15 protein-coding genes are annotated in these 21,782 nt (G+C 66.6%); 8 read left to right on the forward strand and 7 right to left on the reverse strand.

All coding sequences use genetic code 11. The annotated features are described in order from the left end of the window. Positions 1-109: 109 nt before the first annotated feature. The 3 genes from FHT19_RS06495 to FHT19_RS06505 are packed head-to-tail and all read right to left on the reverse strand — an operon-like array spanning position 110 to position 4,352. Positions 110-1,582 carry an efflux transporter outer membrane subunit gene (locus FHT19_RS06495; protein WP_169474345.1) on the reverse strand — a complete coding sequence of 491 codons (1,473 nt, stop codon included), beginning with the start codon at positions 1,580-1,582 and terminating at the stop codon, positions 110-112. Continuing rightward, on the reverse strand, positions 1,582-3,195 hold the full coding sequence (locus FHT19_RS06500) for an MDR family MFS transporter (RefSeq protein ID WP_168554777.1): 1,614 nt from the start codon (positions 3,193-3,195) through the stop codon (positions 1,582-1,584). The genes FHT19_RS06495 and FHT19_RS06500 overlap by 1 nt, the downstream gene beginning before the upstream one ends. After that, entirely contained in the window at positions 3,195-4,352 is a 1,158-nt protein-coding gene (locus FHT19_RS06505; protein ID WP_168554778.1) for an HlyD family secretion protein, read from the reverse strand. Before FHT19_RS06505 ends, FHT19_RS06500 begins: the two co-directional genes overlap by 1 nt. A gap of 517 nt (positions 4,353-4,869) precedes the next feature. On the opposite strand from FHT19_RS06505, the gene ahpC reads away from it, so the two are divergent. From ahpC to FHT19_RS06530, 5 genes are all read left to right on the forward strand, one after another. Then, positions 4,870-5,433 carry an alkyl hydroperoxide reductase subunit C gene (gene ahpC / locus FHT19_RS06510; protein ID WP_168554779.1) on the forward strand — a complete coding sequence of 188 codons (564 nt, stop codon included), beginning with the start codon at positions 4,870-4,872 and terminating at the stop codon, positions 5,431-5,433. Positions 5,434-5,636: 203 nt separating this feature from the next. Beyond that, complete coding sequence (gene ahpF, locus FHT19_RS06515; RefSeq protein WP_168554780.1) at positions 5,637-7,193, forward strand: alkyl hydroperoxide reductase subunit F; 1,557 nt, start codon at positions 5,637-5,639, stop codon at positions 7,191-7,193. Between the two features lie 202 nt (positions 7,194-7,395). Then, complete coding sequence (locus FHT19_RS06520; RefSeq protein WP_168554781.1) at positions 7,396-8,868, forward strand: ATP-binding protein; 1,473 nt, start codon at positions 7,396-7,398, stop codon at positions 8,866-8,868. Between the two features lie 118 nt (positions 8,869-8,986). Then, on the forward strand, positions 8,987-9,469 hold the full coding sequence (locus FHT19_RS06525) for a MarR family winged helix-turn-helix transcriptional regulator (protein ID WP_168554782.1): 483 nt from the start codon (positions 8,987-8,989) through the stop codon (positions 9,467-9,469). Positions 9,470-9,582: 113 nt separating this feature from the next. Further along, positions 9,583-9,975: a cytochrome c family protein gene (locus FHT19_RS06530; RefSeq protein ID WP_168554783.1), complete on the forward strand. Its 393-nt coding sequence runs from the start codon at positions 9,583-9,585 to the stop codon at positions 9,973-9,975. Positions 9,976-9,979: 4 nt separating this feature from the next. Here the strand turns inward: FHT19_RS06530 and FHT19_RS06535 are convergent, their stop codons facing one another. The 3 genes from FHT19_RS06535 to FHT19_RS06545 form a co-directional block, all read right to left on the reverse strand. Further along, positions 9,980-10,768: a DeoR/GlpR family DNA-binding transcription regulator gene (locus tag FHT19_RS06535; protein ID WP_168554784.1), complete on the reverse strand. Its 789-nt coding sequence runs from the start codon at positions 10,766-10,768 to the stop codon at positions 9,980-9,982. A gap of 104 nt (positions 10,769-10,872) precedes the next feature. Next, positions 10,873-11,937, reverse strand: coding sequence for an L-rhamnose/proton symporter RhaT (gene rhaT, locus FHT19_RS06540; RefSeq protein WP_169474346.1), 1,065 nt, complete (start codon positions 11,935-11,937; stop codon positions 10,873-10,875). Positions 11,938-11,969: 32 nt separating this feature from the next. Continuing rightward, the gene (locus FHT19_RS06545; protein WP_169474347.1) at positions 11,970-13,394 is read right to left on the reverse strand and encodes a carbohydrate kinase; all 1,425 of its coding nucleotides are present in this window, start codon (positions 13,392-13,394) and stop codon (positions 11,970-11,972) included. A gap of 163 nt (positions 13,395-13,557) precedes the next feature. Here FHT19_RS06545 and FHT19_RS06550 point away from each other — a divergent pair, with 163 nt between their 5' ends. The 3 genes from FHT19_RS06550 (at position 13,558) to FHT19_RS06560 (ending at position 20,613) form a co-directional block, all read left to right on the forward strand. Then, the gene (locus tag FHT19_RS06550) at positions 13,558-15,726 is read left to right on the forward strand and encodes a bifunctional rhamnulose-1-phosphate aldolase/short-chain dehydrogenase (protein WP_248290290.1); all 2,169 of its coding nucleotides are present in this window, start codon (positions 13,558-13,560) and stop codon (positions 15,724-15,726) included. Positions 15,727-15,748: 22 nt separating this feature from the next. Further along, positions 15,749-17,041, forward strand: a complete 1,293-nt coding sequence (gene rhaI, locus FHT19_RS06555; RefSeq protein WP_169474348.1) for an L-rhamnose catabolism isomerase — start codon at positions 15,749-15,751, stop codon at positions 17,039-17,041. An 83-nt stretch (positions 17,042-17,124) separates the two neighbouring features. Further along, positions 17,125-20,613, forward strand: a complete 3,489-nt coding sequence (locus FHT19_RS06560; protein WP_248290291.1) for a glycosyl hydrolase — start codon at positions 17,125-17,127, stop codon at positions 20,611-20,613. Here the strand turns inward: FHT19_RS06560 and FHT19_RS06565 are convergent. Next, positions 20,610-21,695 carry a LacI family DNA-binding transcriptional regulator gene (locus FHT19_RS06565; RefSeq protein ID WP_169474349.1) on the reverse strand — a complete coding sequence of 362 codons (1,086 nt, stop codon included), beginning with the start codon at positions 21,693-21,695 and terminating at the stop codon, positions 20,610-20,612. The genes FHT19_RS06560 and FHT19_RS06565 overlap by 4 nt on opposite strands. Positions 21,696-21,782: the final 87 nt, after the last annotated feature.

A 21,782-nucleotide genomic window follows, 5' to 3' on the forward strand; every position in this document is an offset into this window, starting at 1 on the left:
CCCGACCCTCGATCCGAGTGGTTCGCGCCTTTGCGGCGCCTTGTCGAGAAAGACTGACATAAATTCGATTCGCCGCAAAGCGCTATAAACGGAACGCGAACGGTTCATTTCAGTGGTCCTGCGCGGGAGCCTGCCAGCCAAGGCCGAGAGCCTTTTCCACCGCGATGAAATCGGTGGTCAATTCTGCGGCAGCGGCGGCGGCGGCCTGCTGCGCCTGAAGCTGCTGGCGTCGCGCGGTCAGCGCATCCGATTGGCCGACGGTGCCGGCATCGGCCCGCTGCTGTTGCAGGGCCTGCGCGCGCGTGGTCTGCACCTGCGTGTCCAGCGCCTTGCCATAGACCTGGCGCTGGCTGCCAAAGCGTGTCAGCGCGCCTTCGGCATCCTGCAACGCGGTCAAGACCGTGTTGCGATACTTGGCTTCCGCTTCGGCATAGGCTTCGCGCTTGTTGGTCACCTGGGCCTTGTTGCGGCCGCCATCGAACAGGTTCCAGCGGATCTGCGGCAAGGCTAGGCCGATGATCTTGCCCGGATCAACCACGTCGCCGATGCTCGTGCCACCCAGGCCCAACAGGCCCATGAAGCTGATCTTGGGCAGGCCAGCGGCAATCTGCGCGCCGATATCGGCATTGGCGGCGGCCAGTTGGCGTTCGGCCATGCGGATGTCGGGCCGGTTGCGCAGCAGGCTGGCAGGATCGCCCACGGCAACGCTCGCCGGGGGCAGGGGCAGGGGGGCGGGCGAGGCCAGCGTGGCGTCGAGCGCGCCGGGTTCCTGGCCCGTCAACACCGCCAGCTGGTCGATCAGCACAGTGATGTCGGCGCGCGTCTTGGCGCGGTCGCCTTCGGTCTGGGCGGCCTGGCCGCGTGCCTGGGCCAGCGGCTGTTCGGGCGCGGTGCCGCGTTGCAGGCGCTGCTGTGCCAGATCGACCAGCTGGGCGTCGACGGCCGCCTGCTGGTCTTGCAGGGCAAGCACGGCCTGGCGGGCGCGCAGCGAGACATAGGCACGCGCGATTTCCGCCGAAAGCGTGACGCGGGCATCGTCGGCGCTGGCCTGGGCGGCTTCGGCGCGGGCGCCGGCCGCAGTGATCTTGCTGCGGGTCCCGCCGAACAAGTCCAGTTCCCAGCTCGAATCGAAGCCCACGTTGTAGATCGTGGTGTCGGTCCGCCCGGCGTTGTCGCCGCCCAGGATATCGGCCGGCACATTGATATAGGGCACGGCGCCCGACACGTTGAGCGTGGGGACCAGCGCGGTCTTGTTGGCGGCAAGGCCGGCGCGCGCCTGGGCGATGCGGGCATTGGCCGCGGCGATGTTGGGCGAGCGGGCCAGGCCCTGCTCGATCAGGCCGCTCAGCACCGGATCATTGAGCGCATCCCACCAGCGCGCGGCCGGCGCGGCCGGCGTTGCGCTGGCATCACCGCGCAGAAACGCCGATCGTGCGGCAGCGCCCGGCGCTGCATCGGGAGCGCCCGTGTACTTGGGGCCAACCGTGGTGCAGCCGGCCAGGGCCAGCGAGGCCAGCAGCGTGGTGGCGACCACAGTTGTGGCGGGCGGGCGGTGGGCCAATCGGCGGAAGGAAGTGTGCATCAGTGCATCGCCATCTTGTGATGGCCCTTGGGCAGGGGCCGGAGAAGGAAAACGAGCGGGAGGACGACGGCAATGCCGACCATCAGCGCGATGAATTCATCGGTATAGGCCATGACCATGGCCTGCTTGACCACGGTGCCGTCGATCGCGCGCAATGCGGCGCCCAGGCCTTCGGGCCCGCCACCGAACTGCGCGGCCTGGCTGGAAACCCAGTCCTGCACCGTCGGGCTGTTGGCCGGCAGCGCCTCGTGGATCGTCCAGCGGTGGTATTCCTCGCGCCGCTCCTGCAGCGTGGCGAGCAGTGCCAGGGCGATCGAACCGCCCAGGTTGCGTGCCGCGTTGAACAGGCCCGACGCGTCACCCGCTTCATCGGGCTTCACGCTGGCGATCGCCGCCTGGTTGAGGAACAGCATCGACAGCGCCTGGCCCAGGCCGCGCATCAGCTGCGAGATCACGAAGTCCGAACCATCCGAATTGATCGTCAGCGTGGTATCGAGCCAGCACGAACCGGCCATGATCAGCATGCCCGTAAGCACGACGTAGCGCAGGTCGAACCGCGCGACCAGGATCGGGAACAGCGGCATCATCATGGCCGCGGGTATCCCCGAAAGGAACACGATCTGGCCCGATTGATAGGCATTGTAGCCGGCAATCGCGGCCAGGAACTGCGGGATTACATAAGCCGTGCCATAGAGCACCGAACCGATCAGCAGGCCCAGCACGAACACCGCGGCAAACGCGCGGTTGCGCAGCAGCGCCAGCTTGATCACCGGTCGTTTGGCATAGAGCTGCCCTATCCCGATCAGGACGAAGCCGACCACCGTCACCCCGGTCAGCTTCCAGATCAGGTCAGACTGGAACCATTGCTCGCGGTTGCCTTCTTCCAGCACCACGGTCAGCCCGCCCAGGCCCATGGCCATGCCGACGATGCCCAGCCAATCGGCGCTGAACAGTTCGTCCAGCCGCATCTTGGCGTTGGTCAGGCCGATGACCAGGAACACCATCAGCAGGATGCAGATCGGGATGTTGATGAAGAAGGCATAGTGCCACGAGAAATTCTCGGTCAGCCAGCCACCCGCCAGCGGGCCGAGCACCGGCCCCAGGATCAGGGTGGAGCCGAACAGCGCCGTGCCCACCGGTTGCTGGTGGCGCGGCAGGCGCGTGGCGATGATCGTCATGCCGGTGGGGATCATCGCCCCGCCGGTAAAGCCCTGGCCCACGCGGCCGATGATCATCATCGTCAGCGTGGTGGAAAGGCCGCAGACGATCGAGAACCCGGTGAACAGCACCGAGGCGATCAGCAGGAAGCGCTTGAGCCCGAACACGCGTTCGAGCCAGGCGGTCAAGGGAATGATCACGATTTCGGCCACCAGATAGCTGGTGGCGATCCACGTGCCTTCGGTGGAAGACGCGCCGATTTCGCCCTGGATCGTGGGAAGGGCGGAATTGACGATCGAAATGTCGAGCGTGGCCATCAGCGCGCCGATGGCCCCGGCCACCACCGCCAGCCAGGCGGTGATGTCGGCATTGCCATTGGCCTGTCGGCCGGGCGTCTTGCCCGACGCGCTGCCGGCCCCGCCGCCGGCATCGGCGGGAAGGGTTGCGGCGGCCATTACTTGGCTCCCTGATCCTGCTCGGCGCGGATCGCCTTGATCGCGCCCTTGGCAGCCTTGGTATCGACCTTGACCGTCAGCGACAGGCCGGGGACCAGCACCTTGCGCGATTCCTCACCGGCATTGATGCGGATGCGCACGGGCACGCGCTGGACGATCTTGGTGAAGTTGCCAGTCGCGTTCTGCGGCGGGATCAACGAGAAGTTGGCGCCAGTACCCGGCGTGATCGATTCCACCACGCCATGGAAATCCACGTCGGGCAGGGCGTCGACATGCATCGTCACCGGCTGGCCCGGGCGCATCAGGCCGATCTGGGTTTCCTTGAAATTGGCTTCCACATAGATCGCCTGGGTCGGCACGATCGTGAGCAGGCGCTGGCCGGGCTGCACATATTGCCCCAGGCGCACCGCCGAAGAGCCGACCTTGCCGGCAATCGGGGCGACGATGCGGGTGGTGCCCACGTCATTGCGTGCGGCCGCTTGCGTCGCCTGGGCCGAGGTGATCTGCGCATCGGCCTGCTGCACCTGCGCCTTGATCGTGGCGATCTTGGCGGTGGCCGCCTCGACCATGGCCTGCTTGGCCCGCACGTCGGCAGCGGCCTTGTCGCGGGCGCTGGTCAGCTGGTCCAGCTGGGTGCGCGGTTCGGCGCCACTCGCGGCCAGCGGGGCATAGCGTGCCGCTTCGCCGCTGTAATAGGCCAGGTCGCGCTGCGAGGCGGCGAGGGCGGCGCGGGCCTGGTTCAGGCTGGCCTGCGCTTCGGCAATGCCGGCGGCCGTTGCCTGCTGCGCTGCACGCGCCACATCCACCTGGGCCTGCGCTTGGTTCAGCTTGGTGCTGTAATCGGTGGGATCGATCTGCACCAGGAACGCGCCGGCATTGACCTGCTGGTTATCGGCCACACCGATCTGCCGGACATAGCCGGCCAGCTTGGAACTGACGGTCACGCCATCGGCCTTGACATAGGCATCGTCGGTCGACTGTACGTACTGGCCGTTGTTGCGGTAATCGATGAAGGCATAGATGCCGTAGACCAGGCCAACGGCCGCCACCCCAATGGCAATGCGGCCGATCAACTTCTTGCGTCCGCTGGGTGCCGGGGTCTCTTCGGCGGCAGGCTGGGCGGCGGACGTTTCGGCGGGGGTGTCGGAGGCGGGCATCGGGGGGGCTTCCTGTCAGACGGCAAAAAATGGAACGAGACAGTTCAGTTCTATATCGGCGCAATTGGCGGGCGGCCAGTGGCGTTTCAAGTGCAAGTTTGGAAAATGCCTTTGCAGAAAACGCAATCAAGGTGGCGCCACGCCGGTGGGCGGGCTGGGCAGGCGACGCGGGCTGCCCGGGCGAACCGTGGCAAAACGCGAGGATTTGCGGGGGATCGCGCCGATGCGACCAGGCCGCGCCATGCCCGATCCGGGCTTGCGCCCCTGCAATTCGCAACCCCGCGATTGGTTCCCGCCGGTGAAGAGGGCAAATCCGGCGCTTTCGGGCAATCCGGCGATGGGGCTTGGCGCAGCGGGTCTTATCGAAAGGATCAATCAATCTAGGCAGAATTGATCATTGGTAATCCCGGCCTCCGGCGCCTAATTGCTGCCTTGCAACCGGGCCGTGGCGCCTTTGCCGCGCTGCGCCCGGGTTGCCTGACCGCTTTTCACGACCAACCATAAGGAAGTCGAACTCATGTCGATCGTCGGAACCAAGCTCAAGCCGTTCCAGGCCACTGCCTATGTCCAGGGCAAGTTTGTCGATGTCAGCGATGCTGACGTCCTGGGCAAGTGGGGCGTGTTCTTCTTCTACCCGGCCGACTTCACCTTCGTGTGCCCGACCGAGCTGGAAGACCTTGCCGACAGCTATGAAGAGCTCAAGGGCCTGGGCGTGGAAGTCTATTCGGTGTCGACCGACACCCACTTCAGCCACAAGGCCTGGCACGACAGCTCGCCGGCCATCGGCAAGATCAACTACTACATGCTGGGTGACCAGAACCACACCATCTCCAACAACTTCGGCATCCTGCGCGAAGGCGTTGGCCTGGCCGACCGCGGCACCTTCGTGGTCGATCCGGACGGCACCATCCAGCTGGTGGAAATCACCCCCGAGGGCGTGGGCCGCAACGCTGCCGAACTCGTGCGCAAGATCAAGGCTGCCAAGTACTGGCGCGAAAACCCCGGCCAGGTCTGCCCGGCCAAGTGGGAAGAAGGCGCCGAAACGCTGGCTCCCTCGATCGACCTCGTCGGCAAGATCTAAGCGTCTTCGTACAAGTTTTCCGGGGCGGCGCTGGCCGTCGCCCCGGCACTCTGGCGGCGGCGCCCCGGCATACAGCCTTTGAGCCATGCCCTTTTTACCCGCGCAAGCCGCTCCGATATTCTGTTAAATTCCGCCCCATCCCAGGCGTGAGGCCGTCCATGGCCCCACGCGGCACGCACCCTCCTGCCTGAGAGAGACAGACCATGCCCATTCTTGACGCCCCCACCACCGCCCAATTGAAGGGCCTGCTTGGCAACCTGCGCCGCCCGATCGAACTGGTCGCGAGCCTGGACGAAGGCGCCAAGTCTGCCGATACCCGCAGCCTGGTCGAGGAAATCGCCGCGCTGAGCGACAAGGTTTCGGTGCGCCTGGATGGGCAGGACGAACGCCGCCCCAGCTTTGCCATCCGCGCCGATGAGGGACGCGCCCAGGCCGTGTTCGCCGGGCTGCCGCTGGGCCATGAATTCACCTCGCTGATCCTGGCACTGCTGCACGTGGGCGGCCATCCGCCCAAGGAAGAGGCCGAACTGCTCGATGCGGTGCGTGGCCTGGAAGGCCCGCTGCATTTCGAGACGTTCTTCTCGCTCTCGTGCCAGAACTGCCCGGATGTGGTGCAGGCGCTCAACATCATGGCCGCGCTCAACCCCGCGATCACCCACGTGGCGATCGATGGCGCGCTGTTCCAGGATGAAGTGGAGCGGCGCAAGGTCATGGCCGTGCCGACCGTCTACCTGAATGGCGAACAGTTCGGCCAGGGCCGCATGGATCTGGCGCAGATCGTGGCCAAGCTCGACACCGGATCGGTGGCGCGCGCGGCGGAAAAGATCGCTGCCAAGGACCCGTTCGACGTGCTGGTGGTGGGCGGTGGCCCGGCCGGCGCGGCGGCCGCGATCTATGCCGCGCGCAAGGGCATCCGCACCGGCGTGGTGGCCGAGCGTTTCGGCGGCCAGGTGCTCGACACCATGGGCATCGAGAACTTCATTTCCGTGCCGCACACCGAAGGGCCCAAGCTGGTTGCCCAGCTGGAGCAGCACGTGAAGGACTATGACGTCGATGTCATGAACGTGCAGCAGGCGGTGAAGCTCAAGCCGGCCAATGGCGACGGGCTGCACCACATCGAACTGGCCAGCGGCGCGAGCGTCAAAGCCAAGACGGTGATCCTGTCCACCGGCGCGCGCTGGCGCCAGATGGGCGTGCCCGGCGAAGACGAATATCGCAACAAGGGCGTGGCTTATTGCCCGCACTGCGATGGCCCGCTGTTCAAGGGCAAGCGCACGGCGGTGATCGGTGGCGGCAATTCCGGCGTGGAAGCGGCGATCGACCTGGCCGGCCTGGTGGCGCACGTGACGCTGATCGAATTCGACAGCCAGTTGCGCGCCGACGCCGTGCTGCAGACCAAGCTGCGCAGCCTGCCCAATGTGACGGTGATCACCTCTGCCATGACCACGCAGGTGCTGGGTGATGGCGGCAAGGTGACTGGCCTTGTCTACAAGAACCGCGAAACCGGCGAAGAGCACACCGTGGAGCTGGAAGGCATCTTCGTGCAGATCGGCCTGGTGCCCAACACCGAATGGCTCAATGGCAGCATTGCCCTGACCAACCGTGGTGAGATCGAAGTGGATTCGCACAATGCCACCAGCCTGGACGGCGTGTTCGCCGCCGGGGATTGCACCACGGTGCCGTTCAAGCAGATCGTGATTGCCATGGGCGAAGGGTCCAAGGCTTCGCTTTCGGCGTTCGATTACCTGATCCGGCATTGATGATCGCTGGCGTCTAACATTCCCTCCCGCGTAACATTCCCTCCCCCCGACCCCCTCCCGCATGCGGGAGGGGGAGAGCAAGAAGCCCCTGCCGCATGCGGGAGGGGTTGGGGGAGGGCATGTTCCCCATCATACCCCCGCTTTCGACAATCTTTTGCCCCGATCCCCTTGCCGCCGCGCCCCTGCGCGCTAAGAGCGAAGCGTGAGCGCAACCATCGTCATTGGCGCCGACGACAGGTCGGGCGCCGCCGTCCGTATCGATGTGGAAGAACTGCTGGCCACGCGCCTTCTGGTGCAGGGCAACAGCGGCTCGGGCAAGTCGCACCTGCTGCGGCGCATCCTGGAACAGAGCGCCAGCGTGGTGCAGCAGGTGGTGATCGACCCTGAGGGCGATTTCGTCAGCCTGGCTGAACCGTTTGGCCATGTGGTGGTTGATGGATCGGCCTATGACGGCACGGAAATCGTCAAGCTCGCCGCGCGCATCCGCCAGCATCGTGCCTCGGTCATCCTCGCGCTCGACGGGCTGGAACTGGAAGCGCAAATGCGCTGCGCCGCCGTGTTCATGAACACCCTGTTCGATGCCCCGCGCGACCAGTGGTATCCCGCGCTGGTGGTGGTGGACGAAGCGCAGATGTTTGCGCCCGCTGCCGCCGGCGACGTGGCCGACGATGTGCGCCGGCTGTCCCTGGCGGCGATGACCAACCTGATGTGCCGCGGGCGCAAGCGCGGCCTGGCCGGCATCATCGCCACGCAGCGCCTGGCCAAGCTGGCCAAGAACGTGGCGGCCGAAGCCTCGAACTTCCTGATGGGGCGCACGTTCCTGGATATCGACATGGCCCGCGCCGCCGATCTTTTGGGCATGGAGCGGCGCCAGGCCGAAACCATCCGCGATCTGGAGCGCGGCCATTTCCTGGCGCTGGGGCCGGCGATCTGCCGCCGCCCGGTGGGCGTGAAGATTGCCGACGTGGAAACACGTGCGCGCAACGTGGTGCACGGCCTGATGCCGATGCCCAACGCCGCGGGCGAGGAAATGGAAGCCCTGCTGATGTCAGAGCCGCTGATGTTCGATCCGCTGCCCACGCCGCCCGAGCCGGAAGAAGCCGCGCCCGACAGTGGCGAACTGATCGAGCAGATCGCCAGCAGCGTGCCTGCCGCCGAGAAAGTGGAGCCGCCGGCCGAGCCCAGCCTCTTCGCCGCCGAGGAAACCGCATCCGACATCGCCGCGATCCTGGCCGAGATGGCGGCCGAGCCCGATTGCACGTTCCAGGCCGCATCGCAGCTCTACCAGGATTTCACCGTGCGTTGCCGGATGCAGCGACTGGGCCAGGTGGGCATCGACCTGGCGCAGTTCCGCCGCCGCTTTGCCATGGCCGTGGCTGGCATTCCCGACGACCGCGAACCCAAGTGGCAGCCGGCGCTGAAACTGGCCGAGGGCGTGGCCGACGATGTGCTGGCGCCGTTCCTGGTGCTGGCCGTGGCGGCGGTGGAGGGGCTGCCTTGCCCCGACGATGAACGCATGGCCGAAATCTATGGCACGCGCAGCCCCGGGCGCATCCGCCGCCTGCTCGACCATCTGGAAAAGAGCGGGCTGATCGTGGTGCGCACCGATTACGGTGGCCGCCGCTCCATCGGGATTCCCGGGCTCGGCATGACGACTGCGCCCGTGGAAGCGTGAGTTTTGCTGAAGTTCGGACCTGCTGCGCCGCAAAACATTTGCGCAAAATCGGTTCGTATGCCTAATGGACTTCAAGCGGTAACACTGGGTTGTCGCTGATGTTGCGAAAGGCCTGGCTTTGACTTCCGAAGTCCTTACTCGTCAATCGGTTACGCCCGAACTGGCGCTTGACGGGCTGGATTCGGTCCTGGGCCTGCACATCGGCACCACCAACACGCTGTTCGTCTCGCGGCTGGAACGGCAGCTTGAACCCTTGAACGCCACGCCCAAGCAGGTGGCGATTCTGTGGCTGGTCAACGCCAACCCTGGCGTGAAGCAGACCGACCTTTCGCGCTTCTTCAAGATCGAGCGGCCGACCGTGCACCAGTTCGTGCGCCAGTTGATGCGCAACGGCTATCTGGTCAACGAACCTTCGAAGCTCGATCGCCGCGCGGGCGGACTGTGGATCACCGAAAGCGGGCAGATCACGCTTGCCGAAGCGCGCCGGGTGATCGTGGCGCACGAGGACGAACTGACCGCCTGCCTGACAGTGCGCGAGCGTTCGGAACTGTTCCGCATCCTCATGAAGGTTTACCTGTCGGCGCCGTCGAAAGACGTCTGACCGGTTTCCTGCCTGAACGCACGCCCGCTGCGCCGTTCAGCGCTGTGTCAGCCGCCTTTTGCCATGATGTGCAACATGGGGCGCCAGATCGGCGGCCCGCTTGGGAGACCGTCATGACCCTAGTTCGTTTCCATCTTGCCGCGTTGGGTGCGCTGGGCCTGGGCCTGGCGGGAATGGCCGTGCCGGCCGCAGCGGCCGATGGCGATCCGGTGCATGGCCGCACCGTGGCGGCGCGTTGCCTGGCCTGCCACGATCTCAACACCGGTGCCACGCGCCTAGGGCCCTCGCTCAAGGGCGTGATGGGGCGCAAGGCGGGCTCGCTGCCGGGCTATGCCTATTCCGACGCGATGAAGACGCGCGGCGTGACCTGGACGCCCGATACGCTTGATGCCTATCTGAAAAGCCCGACGACCTATGTGAAGGGCACCAAGATGGCCTTTGCCGGCCTGCCCGATGCTAAGGATCGCGCCGACGTGATCGCCTATCTGCAACAGGCGACCAAGTAAGTTCCTATTCGGCGATCAACAGGTTGACGCCGGCCGCGCGGATGGCGGCGGCGGCGCTTTCGGTGATGCCGGCATCGGTGATCAGCGTGTCGACTTCATCCAGGCCGCACACGATCGTGCCCGACCGGGTGGTGAACTTGCTGCTATCGACCAGCAGGATCACCTGTTCGGCGCGGTCGATCAGGCGGCGTTCGGCGGCCACCAGCACGACATCGGCCTGCATCACCCCGGCCGGGCCGACCGAGGCCGCGCCCATGAACAGCTTGGGCGCGTGGAAGCGTGGCATCGATTCCTCACCAGCGGCTGCCAGGATGATGTTCTGTTCGCGAAACACTGCGCCCGAAGGCACCAGGATGCGCGTGCCGGCCTGTGGCAGCAACGCGTTGACGATGTGCAGCGAATTGGTGAGCACTTGAAGATCGAGCCCGGCCAGGTGCGGGCACATCTGCAAGGTGGTGGTTCCCCCATCGACCATGATGCCTTCGCCCGGCTGGCACAGCGCGGCGGCGGCGCGGCCGATGGCCTGCTTGGCGCCCAGGTTTTCGGTGATGGCCTGTTCAAACGGCGTGCCCGAGAGGTGGAAACCGGCCGGCCGTGCAGCGCTCTCGGCGCTATCGGCCAGCCGCGCGCCGCCGTGCACGCGCACGATCCGCCCTTCGCTTTCCAGCCGCGACAGATCACGCCTGATCGTGGCTGGGGACGCATCGAGCAGGGCTTCCAGATCGCGATAGCTGACGAAACCCGTGGGGCCGATCGCTTCGACGATCAACCGTTCGCGTTCCGCTGCATGCATGGCCCTGTTGCGTCCTGTTTCGTGGCGTGAAGCGATGACTTATGCCGCGTGTTGCGCTCAAAAGCCATCATCTTCGCGCAGATCTCCTGGTTTTCGGTGCCGCTTCAGGCCGAGGCCTGAAGCATGTTGCCAGCGCCGATCACCACCGTTGCACCCACCAGCAGGCCGATGCCCGACCACACGATGGCGCGCGTGCGGGGCGAGGTGCCTTTCCATTCCTTGAGCGCAAAGCCCCACAGCGTGGAAAACAGGATGATCGAGGCCATGTGCAGCGTCCACGAGGAAAAGCCGTACTTGCCCATCTGGCTTTCGCCCATGGTGTAGAAGAAGAACTGGCCATACCATAGCGTGCCGCCCAGCGCCGCCAGGGCATAGTTGCGCAGCAGCGGCGCGCGCGGGCCGCCATCGCTGGCCGCGCCCAGGAACTGGCCGGCGCTGCGGTTGCGCGCGATCAGGATCAGGCACCAGACGAGATTGGTGGTGAGCCCCCCGGCAAGCACCACGCAGAGCACGGGCAGGCCCTGGCTGAGCGGATCGGTGCCGGCGGCCAGCGTCAGATCGCGGATCGGCTGCCCGGCATCGAGGCCCCAGGCAAAGCAGCCCGACATGACGCCGGAAAAGATCGCGATGAGAATGCCCTTCTTCAGGTCGAATTCTGCCACGCCCTCGCTGGCGGTGCCGCCCAGGTCGCGCTGCTTGGCACTGCCGGCGCGCGCGACGACGACGATGCCGACCAGGGTGATGGCAATGCCGAGCAGGGTCAGCTGGCCGCTGGTGGTGGCGGCGATGGCCCCGATCGTGCCATGGAAGATGGGCGGCCCCATCGTGCCGATCACGGTGGTGAGGCCGAGCGCCACGGCCATGCCGAGCGACAGGCCGAGATAGCGCATGGTCAGGCCGAAGGTCAGGCCGCCAAAGCCCCACATCGCCCCCCAGAACCAGCACCACAGCAGCGTGGCGCGCGGCGCAGCGGCGAGCACGCCGAGCAGATCGTGCGTGCGCAGCGAGGCAAAGGCCCAAGGCGCGATGGCCCAGGAAAACAGCCCGCCGGCCAGCCAGAACACTTCCCAAGACCAGCGGCTGATGCGCTTGTAGGGCACATAGAAGCTGGCCGAGGAGAACCCGCCCAGCCAGTGGAACAGCACGCCCAGTGCCGGATTTCCGCCCATCTTCGTTGCTTCCTCTCGTTTATATTGTCTTGTCAGGCCGGCACGGTGATCGCCGCGTGCCAGGCCGCGCGGTAGGCGGCGATATCGCCCTCCAGCGGGGCCACGGGCAAGAGTTCGCCCTGCGGCTTGAGCGCCGGGTCGATCAGCCGCAGCGCGCCGAACGAGACGTCGTTGTGGGCATTGGCGGTGTAGACCGCCACATCGGGTCGCAAGGCAGCGAGGGCGCGGACGAACACCTCTGCTTCGGCAAAGCGGCCTTCGACCAGCAGCCGCCCCCTGGCGCCGATCAGGCCGAGCGAGACATCGGCGACGAGCGCGGCATAGAGGCAAGCGGCGGCGCGGCGTTCGTACCAGTCGTCGGGCCGCTCGATCCAGGCGAAGCGACCGTGGGGCAGGGGGCCAAAGCCCTGGCACAGCGTGGGCAGGATCATCGTGCCGCGCGCCAGAACGGCGGGCACGGCGGCGAGCAGCGCGGGTTGATCGGGCTTGATGTCCACGCGGCGGGTGTCGATCTCGATCAGGCTTTCGATCTCGCGCCCGCCCATGAACCGCGCGGAGGGCACGGGCTGGCCGAACACGTCGACATTGACCAGGCAATCGCGCGCCTCGGGCAGCATGGCCAGGTCCACCGGTTCGGCCGGCAGGCGCATGGCGATGAACCAGGTGCCGGTGGACAGGATCGTGGCATCCTGCCCGGCGAGTTGGTCGAACCCGCGCGCGGCCATCAAGGCGGCGTTGGAATCGTGCAGGCCGGCGCGCACTTGGACCGTGGCGGGCAGGCCGGTGGCGCGGGCGATGCGCGGGGACAGCCGGCCGACCACCGCGCCGGCCGGCACGACCGGGGCGAACTGGTCGGCCCAGCCGCGCCGCACGGCCAGCGGCGAGAACGTGCCTTGTGCCGGGCTCCACACATCGGAATGGCAGCCCAGGCTGGTCACTTCGCTACTGGCAATGCCGGTGAGGAACCAGGCCCAGTATTGCGCCCAGGGCATCAGCGTGGCGCGGGCGGGGCCGGCGGCAAAGGCCGCGGGATAAAGCTGTTCGAGCCAGAACAACTGGCTGCCGAAGTTGAGCCCGTCGGGCAGGGCAGGCGATCCGGTGAGGGCAAAGGCATCGCGCTGGGCACGATAGGCGTTCATGACATCGGCGGGGATCGCCTGTTCATAATCGAGTGGCGGAAAGGCCAGGGCACCCTGCGCCACGCCGACCACGCCAGCGCCGTGGCCCACCGGCACGATCGTGTCGATCGCGGCATCGAGTGGAAGGGCAGCAAATTCGCGCAACGTGGCGAGCAGCCAATCGCCAATACCCTTGGCATCGAGCCGGCGCAGGTCGTCAATCTCCACCGGTGCATTGGGGCGCACCTTGCGATCGAGCAGGGTGCCATCGGGGCGCCACAGGCTGACCTTGCTGAGCGTCTTGCCCAGATCGATGACGATGATGCTGCCCCGTGCCAAGCTGTTCGCTCTCCATAAATCATGGCGCTTGCCCGCGAATCTCGCGGCCTCGCCCTGTGTGGAAATGATCATTATCAATCAATGTTGATCATTTCCACCAAAAATGTTAGCAGCCTCGTGACGCGATGCAATCACCGGGCGATCCTCCGGCGTGCATCGCCCCATGTTCACCGGCCAATCGGGCAGCGACTCGATGGCCCAATCCACGCAGGATGCCATGACCGTCGAAACGCTTGCAGTTGCGGATGCCGCCATTCCGTTTGCCGTGCCGGCCAGCCGCTGGGACGATGCCCATGCCGCCACGCTCTCGCCCGCAGAGCTTCTGCTCTATCGGTCGAACCTGCTGGGTTCCGACCTGACGGTGACCAACTTTGGCGGGGGCAACACCTCGGCCAAGCTGGAGGAAGTCGATCCGCTGACGGGCGAGAAGGTGGAAGTGCTGTGGGTCAAGGGTTCGGGCGGTGACATCGGCTCGATGAAGCTGGATGGCTTTGCCACGCTGTACCAGGACAAGCTGCTGGGTCTGGAAGCGCACTATGCCGGGCCGGAAGACGACGACAAGATGGTCGGCTACCTGCCGCACTGCACGTTCAACCTGAACGGTCGCGCCGCCAGCATCGACACGCCGCTGCATTCGCTGCTGCCCTTTGCCCATGTCGATCACGTTCACCCCGATGCGATCATTGCCCTGGCGGCCTCATCGGGTGGCGAAGCGGCGACGCAGGAAATCTGGGGCGGCAAGATCGGCTGGCTGCCGTGGAAGCGCCCTGGCTACACCCTGGGGGTAATGCTGCGCGACTATGTGCAGGCCAACCCGCATGTCGAAGGCGTGATGCTAGCCGGTCACGGCATCATCTGCTGGGCCGACAGCGCCAAGGCGTGCTATGAACACACGGTGCAGCTGATTGCCGATGCGGCGGAATATCTGAACGCCAAGCTGGCCGACAAGCCGGCGTTCGGCGGCCGCAAGGTCGCGCCCAACCCGGATCGCGCAGCCATCGCGGCCGACCTCATGCCCCGCCTGCGCGGCTTCATGACGGGGGCGCGTCGCAAGCTGGGCCACTGGTCCGACGATGCCGAGGCGCTGGAATTTGCCGGGTCTGCCGAGTTCGAGCGCCTTGCCGCGCTGGGCACCTCGTGCCCCGATCACTTCCTGCGCACCAAGATCGCGCCGCTCACGCTCGATCCCGCGCGCCTGCAGGACGATGCCTATCTTGCCGAAAAGATCGCCGATTACCGCGCGATGTATGCAGCCTATTACGAGCGCTGCAAGCGCGCCAACAGCCCGGCGATGCGCGATGCCAACCCGGTCGTCGTGCTGGTGCCGGGCGTGGGCCGGATCACCTTTGCCACCGACAAGACCACGGCGCGCCTGGCCGGTGAATTCTATGGTAATGCCATCAACGTGATGCGCGGCGCCGAAGCGATTGGCGAATACATCGCGCTCGACGAGCAGGAAGCCTTCGACATCGAGTACTGGCTGCTCGAGGAAGCCAAGCTACAGCGCATGCCCGCGCCCAAGCCGATGGTGGGCAAGATCGCGCTGGTCACTGGCGGCGCTGGCGGGATCGGCGCGGCCACGGCCGCCCGTTTCCTGCGTGAAGGCGCCTGTGTGGTTCTGGCCGACCGTGATGCCGCCGCCGCCGAAGACGTGCGCGCCGGTTTTGCCAAGCAGTTCGGCAAGGACGTGGTGCGCGCCGTGGCCTGCGACGTGACCGACGAAGCCCAGGTGCAGGCTGCCTTTGCCTATGCCGCGCGGGAATTCGGCGGGCTCGATGTGCTGGTGGCCAATGCCGGCATCGCCTCGTCCGCGCCGATCGAGCAGACCACCGTGGAATTGTGGGACAGGAACTTCGACGTTCTGGCCCAGGGTTATTTCCTCACTGCTAAGCATGCCTGGGGCCTGCTCAAGCGGATGAAGGCGCAGGGCGGCACCTCGGTGGTGTTCATCGGTTCCAAGAATGCGGTTGCCGCCGCGGCCGGGGCTTCGGCCTATGCCAGCGCCAAGGCTGCGGCCAACCATCTGGCCCGCTGCCTCGCGCTGGAAGGCGCGCCCGAGGGGATCCGCGTCAACGTTGTGAACCCCGATGCCGTGATCAAGGGCAGCAAGATCTGGGACGGCGATTGGCGCAAGGAACGCGCGGCGTCGAACAAGATCGATGCCGGCGAGGAACTGGAAGCGCACTACCGCAACCGCTCGATGCTCAAGCGCGACGTGCTGCCCGAAGACATTGCCGAAGCCGCCTATTGGCTGGGTTCGGAAGCGTCGGCCAAATCGACCGGCAACATGATCAATGTGGACGCCGGCAACGTTCAGGCCTTCACGCGCTGAACGACCGGGAGAGGACAAGACCATGACACAATTGCCCCTTTCGGCCGACCTGATCGCCGAAACCAACGCCCGCCATGCCGAGGCGCTGGAAGAAGACTATGGCGCGCTGGGCCGCAAGCTGGCCCGCAGCGGGATCGATATCGATGCCGTGAAAGACCGCGTTGCCGCATTTTCGGTGGCCGTGCCCAGCTGGGGCGCGGGCCGGGGCGGCACGCGCTTTGCCAAGTTCCCGATTGCTGGGGAGCCGACCAACATCCATGAAAAGCTGGAGGATTGCGCCGTCATCAACCAGCTGAGCCGGGTGACGCCGCGCGTCTCGCCGCATTTCCCCTGGGACAAGGTCAGCGATTTCAAGGCGCTGCGCGAGGAAGCCGCTGCCCTCGGGCTGGGCTGGGACGCGGTCAATTCCAACACCTTCCAGGACCAGGTGGGCCAGGTGCATACTTATGCCAACGGCTCGCTGGCCGCGCAGGACGCCTCCACGCGCCAACAGGCGGTGGACCACAACATCGAATGCATCGAGATCGGCCGGCAGCTCGGCTCCACCGACCTGACGGTGTGGGTGGGCGACGGCACCAATTTCCCTGGCCAGCAGGACCTGGGCCGCAGCCTGGACCGCTATCTGGAAGCGGCGGCCAAGGTCTATGCCGCGCTGCCCGACGATTGGCGCATGCTGCTGGAACACAAGATGTTCGAGCCGGCGTTCTATTCCACGGTCATTTCCGACTGGGGTAGCTCGATCCTGGCGGCGCAGGAACTCGGCCCCAAGGCCAAGTGCCTGGTCGACCTGGGCCATCACGCGCCCAATGTGAATATCGAGCAGATCGTGGCGCGCCTGCACCGCTTCGGCAAGCTGGGCGGGTTCCACTTCAACGACAGCAAGTATGGCGACGACGATCTCGATTCCGGATCGATCAATCCGCACCAGTTGTTCCTGGTGTTCAACGAGCTGATCGAGGCGGAATTGAACCCGCGTGACGGCTTCAACCCCAGCTACATGATCGACCAGTCGCACAACGTGACCGATCCGATCGAATCCATGCTGTCTTCGGCCGAGGCGATCACCAGCTGCTATGCCAAGGCGGTGCTGGTGGATCGCGCGGCGCTGCATGGCGCGCAGGAAAGCAACGACACGATGATGGCGTTTCAGGCGCTGCGCCGTGCCTACAACGTCGATGTCTCGCCGATCCTGGCCAAGGCGCGCGCCGAAGCCGGCGGTGCGATCGACGTGCTGGAGGCCTATCGCCTGAGCCAGTACCGCGCGCGCAAGGCGCAAGAGCGCAAGCCCGTGGGGCTGGGCGCCGGGATCGTCTGATCAAATGCCGGGGCGGGGCGGAAGGCCTTGCCCCGGCAGGCCAAATCGCCAAAACGACAATTTGTGTTCCCAGGAGAGACTGCATGATCGAGCCGGCGTTCTGCCGCATTCGCACCGCCCTGCTGCTGGCCAGCGCGCTTGCTGGAATGAGCACGCTGCCGGCCCGGGCCGCGCCCGAGCCAGCGCCAGAACCGGGGGCCGCTGCGGCCGCCAGTCCGGTGCCGGGCGCCGGGGGTGTCCACGCTGGCACGGCCGTGCCGCTCGATCTGCAATTCCGCGATCCGCCGGCTTCGGCCCGGCCGCGCGTGTGGTGGCACTGGATGAATGGCAATGTCACCAAGGACGGCATTGCCAAGGACATCGACTGGATGAGCCGCATGGGGATCGGCGGGCTCCAGGCGTTCGACGCCGGGTTGATGACCCCGCAGGTGGTGGATCACCGCCTGGTGTTCATGACGCCGGAATGGAAGGACGCTTTCCGCTTTGCCGCGCAGAGCGCCGATGCGCGCGGGCTGGAACTGGCGATTGCGGCTTCGCCCGGCTGGTCGGAAACCGGCGGTCCCTGGGTACAGCCGGCCGACGCGCTGAAAAAGGTGGTGTGGAGCGAGACACTGGTGCCCGGCGGCAAGAAGCTGGCCGGCCCGTTGCCCGCGCCGCCCCGCAACACGGGCACGTTCCAGGACATGGAACTCAACGATCCGCTGGCCGCGCTGACCAAGGAAGGGCCGGAGCAGGCCCATGAATACTACGCGGACGTGGCCGTGCTGGCCGTGCCGGTGGCGGGCGACCAGGCCGACCTGCCGCTACCCGCGATCACCGGTCCCGATGGCAAGCCGCTTGACGCCGCCTTGTTGACCGGGGCGAGCTTTGCCAAGGGCCAGATGGTGCCCCATGGCACGCCGGAGCAGCCTTCGATCGTGCTGGCACGTTTCGATCGGCCGCAGACGGTGCGCGGGGTTACCCTGTTCCTGGCCGGCGCCAAGGGCATGTTCTCGGGCGCCGTGGTCGCGCCCCGGCTGGAAGCGAGCAGCGATGGCGCAACCTGGACCAAGGTGGCCGACGTGCCCATTTCGGCTGCGCCCACTACCTTGAGCTTTGCCCCGGTTACCGCGAGCCAGTTCCGCGTGGTGCTGGCGCCGCTGCCGTTCCAGGGATCGAACCTGGGCGATCCGGCGCCCGGCGCGGCCACCGACGTGGGCTTCATGAAAATGATGTCCGCCGGCGCCACCGCCCCGTTCGACCTGCGCCATTTCCAGCTGCATGGCGATCCGCGCGTCGATCGGTTCGAGGCCAAGGCCGGTTTCGCCATCGAGCAGGATTATTACGCGCTGGGCACGCCCGATGCCGGGGCCGCCGGGCCCGATGCGGCCAAGGTGGTGAACCTTACGGCCAAGCTGCGCCCCGATGGCACGCTGGACTGGACGCCGCCGGCAGGGTCTGCCTGGCGCATCCTGCGCTTTGGCACCACGTTGCTGGGCACCACCAACCATCCCGCCGCGCCCGAGGCGACCGGCCTGGAAGTGGACAAGTTCGATGGCGCGGCGGTGCGGCGCTATCTGACGCATTACCTGGGGATGTATCGCGATGCCACCGGGCCGGACCTGATCGGCCGGCGCGGGGTGACCGCGCTGCTCACCGATTCGATCGAAGTGGGCGCGGCCAACTGGACGCCCAAGCTGATTGACCAGTTCAAGCGCCTGCGCGGCTATGACCCCACGCCCTGGCTGCCCACGCTGGCCGGCGTGCTGATCGGCAGCCGGGCCGATGCCGATCGCTTCCTCTACGATTGGCGCCGCACCCTGGCCGACCTGCTGTCTTCGGAACACTATGGCATGGTGGCCCAGGTGGCGCATGAGAACGGCCTCAAGGTCTATGGCGAGGCGCTGGAAGACAACCGCCCGATGCTGGGCGATGACATGGCCATGCGCGCGCGAACCGACGTGCCGATGGCGGCGCTGTGGACCTTTGGCCGCGCCACCGGGCCCAACCCCAGCTACCTGGCCGACATGAAGGGCGCTGCTTCAGTGGCGCACGTCTATGGCCAGAACCTGGTTGCGGCCGAATCCATGACCTCGGCGCTGGCGCCCTGGGCCTATACGCCCAAGGACCTGCGCCGGATCATCGACCTGGAATTCGTGAGCGGGATCAACCGCCCGGTGGTGCACACCTCGGTCCACCAGCCGACCGACGACAAGGTGCCGGGCCTGTCGCTGATGATCTTTGGCCAGTTCTTCAACCGGCATGAAAGCTGGGCCGAGATGGCGCGGCCCTGGGTGGATTACATGGCGCGCAATTCGCTGCTGCTGCAGCAAGGGCGCAACGTGGCCGATGTCGCCTATTTCTATGGCGAGGAAGCGCCGCTGACCGGGCTTTACGGCAAGGCGCCGGTGGCCGACGCGCCCAAGGCCAATGCCTATGACTTCGTCAACGCCGATGTGCTGGGCGGCGTGCTGCTCAACCAGGGCAACGAACTCGTCAGTCAGGGCGGGGCGCGTTACCGCGCCATCTACCTGGGCGGATCATCGCGGATGATGACTTTGAAAACGCTGCGCCGCCTGGCCGAACTGGTCGATGGCGGGGCGAGCGTGATCGGCCTGGCGCCGCAAGGTTCGCCCGCGCTCGACGATGCGCAGCCCGCCAAGGCGGCGCAATGGCAGCAACTGGTAACGCGCCTGTGGCCCGGCAGCGGCGATGCCATGGTGGGCAAGGGGCGGGTGATCGCCCTGGCCGACGTGGACGCAGGACTTGCCCGGTTGGGCGTGGCCCCCGATTTCCGCGTGGTGGGTGCCAGCGACGCGCAAGTGCCGTTCCTGCACCGCCAGTTGGCCGATGGCGACGCGTGGTTCCTGGTCAACCGCCTGAACCGGGAAGAGACGTTCGAAGCGCATTTTCGCGTGGCGGGCAAGCAGCCCGAACTGTGGCATGCCGATAGCGGCAAGGTGGAGCCGGTCAGCTATCGCATCGAAAACGGCGAGACGATCGTGCCGCTCAGCCTGGCGGCGGAAAGCTCGGTCTTCGTGGTGTTCCGCAAGCCGGCAACGGCCAGCCAGGTGCAGCTCAAGCCGGTGCGCGATGTGCCGCTGGGCGAACTCGCCGGGGCGCCGCGCACCGGGTGGAGCGTGGCGTTCCAGCCGGGCCGAGGTGCGCCTGCCAGCATCGCCTTGCCCACGCTGGCGCGGCTGGACCAGAATGCCGATGCCGGCGTGCGCTATTTTTCGGGCATTGCCACGTATACGCGCAGCTTCCGCCTGCCCAAGGGGTGGAAGAAGAGCCAGCCGCTGTGGCTGGACCTGGGCGAAGTGCACGATATCGCCCAGGTCATCGTCAACGGCCATGACCTGGGTACGCAGTGGCACGCGCCCTATCGCTTCGACGTGGCAGGCGCGGTGCGCAGCGGCGCGAATACCGTGCAGGTCCGCGTGGCCAACAGCTGGGTCAACCGCCTGATCGGCGATGCGCAGCCGGGCGTCACCACCAAGGTGACGTGGACGACCATCCCGACCTACAACGCCGATGCGCCGCTGCGCGCCTCCGGCCTGGTCGGCCCGGTCGTTTTGGGCACGACGCGCTAAATCTCGTGTGGGGGCGGGGCGATCGAGTCCCGCTCCACCAGGCGATAGGGCATCTGGCGCAGCGGCGGGGCGTCGCTGCCGTCGCGGTCCATCAGCAGGGTGGCGGCGGCATAGCCCATCTCTTCGATCGGCTGGTACACCGTGGTGAGATAGGGCCAGACCGAGCGCGCCACCCAGCTATCGTCGAAGCCGCAGAGCGAAATGTCTTGCGGCACCGTCAGCCCGGCTTGCGCGCAGGCGACCAGTGCCCCGGCGGCGGAATCGTCGTTGGTGGCAAAGATCGCGGTGGGGCGTGGCTGGCTGGCCAGCAATTGCGCCCCGGCGCGAATGCCGCCTTCGAATGCAAAGCCGCCATTGGCCTCGGCCACGTGGCCGCGGTGGCCAAGTTCGGCAAGCGCGGCGAGGAAGCCGAGGCGGCGGCGCGCGGCCGCGCCATGGTTGGCCGGGCCGGTGATCACGCCGAAGCGCCGATGCCCTGCCCGCCATAGCAGGCGCGCCACCGCGGCACCCGCGCCGGTATCGTCCATCCCCACGCCAGGGGCTTGTGCGCTGGGGTTTTCCGGGGCGACGCGCACATGGCGCACGCCCTGCGCCTGCAGGAAATCGAGCACGACCGGTATGTCGGCCAGCGGCGGGGTCAGCACGAAGCCATCGCAGCGGCCATTGCGCAGCAGCGCGGCCAGTTCGGCCACGATCTCGGCATCGGGACGCGCGGAATCGATGCGGTCGATCCGCAGGTGATACTGGTGATCGACACAGGCGCGATAGGCGCCGGCCTGCAGCTTCATCGTGTAGTTCGGGCTGGGGTTGTCGAACAGCACGCTGATGATGAATGAACGCGCCCCGGCCAGCGAGCGGGCAGCGGTATCGGGCACATAGTCCAGCTCGGCGATGGCCTGTTCCACTTTGGTGCGCAGCTTGTCCGACACGTGCGGCTCGCGATTGATCACGCGTGACACGCTCTTGAGAGAAACGCCGGCGCGGCGCGCAACATCGTGCATCGTGATGCTGCCAGCGGCACGCGCGGGTGCGGGCTTGGCGGGGGCAGGCGGGGTGGCGGCGTCTTGCACGGGATCTGGCATGGCGTCCGATATGAACCGGATTGGCGGGCAAGCCAACGGTCGCGACAATTGACAACGCTGACAAGTGCAGGCACGATGGCCGCACAA

This window comes from Novosphingobium sp. SG919 (genome assembly GCF_012932495.1).
GTDB classification, from domain to species: domain Bacteria; phylum Pseudomonadota; class Alphaproteobacteria; order Sphingomonadales; family Sphingomonadaceae; genus Novosphingobium; species Novosphingobium rhizosphaerae.

Excerpts from the sequence above, each read along its gene's own strand:
- FHT19_RS06495 (WP_169474345.1), bottom strand. The coding sequence starts at position 1,582 with ATGCACACTTCCTTCCGCCGATTGGCCCACCGCCCGCCCGCCACAACT.
- FHT19_RS06500 (WP_168554777.1), bottom strand. The coding sequence starts at position 3,195 with ATGGCCGCCGCAACCCTTCCCGCCGATGCCGGCGGCGGGGCCGGCAGC.
- FHT19_RS06505 (WP_168554778.1), bottom strand. The coding sequence starts at position 4,352 with ATGCCCGCCTCCGACACCCCCGCCGAAACGTCCGCCGCCCAGCCTGCC.
- ahpC (WP_168554779.1), top strand. The coding sequence starts at position 4,870 with ATGTCGATCGTCGGAACCAAGCTCAAGCCGTTCCAGGCCACTGCCTAT.
- ahpF (WP_168554780.1), top strand. The coding sequence starts at position 5,637 with ATGCCCATTCTTGACGCCCCCACCACCGCCCAATTGAAGGGCCTGCTT.
- FHT19_RS06530 (WP_168554783.1), top strand. The coding sequence starts at position 9,583 with ATGACCCTAGTTCGTTTCCATCTTGCCGCGTTGGGTGCGCTGGGCCTG.
- FHT19_RS06535 (WP_168554784.1), bottom strand. The coding sequence starts at position 10,768 with ATGCATGCAGCGGAACGCGAACGGTTGATCGTCGAAGCGATCGGCCCC.
- rhaT (WP_169474346.1), bottom strand. The coding sequence starts at position 11,937 with ATGGGCGGAAATCCGGCACTGGGCGTGCTGTTCCACTGGCTGGGCGGG.
- FHT19_RS06550 (WP_248290290.1), top strand. The coding sequence starts at position 13,558 with ATGTTCACCGGCCAATCGGGCAGCGACTCGATGGCCCAATCCACGCAG.
- rhaI (WP_169474348.1), top strand. The coding sequence starts at position 15,749 with ATGACACAATTGCCCCTTTCGGCCGACCTGATCGCCGAAACCAACGCC.
- FHT19_RS06560 (WP_248290291.1), top strand. The coding sequence starts at position 17,125 with ATGATCGAGCCGGCGTTCTGCCGCATTCGCACCGCCCTGCTGCTGGCC.
- FHT19_RS06565 (WP_169474349.1), bottom strand. The coding sequence starts at position 21,695 with ATGCCAGATCCCGTGCAAGACGCCGCCACCCCGCCTGCCCCCGCCAAG.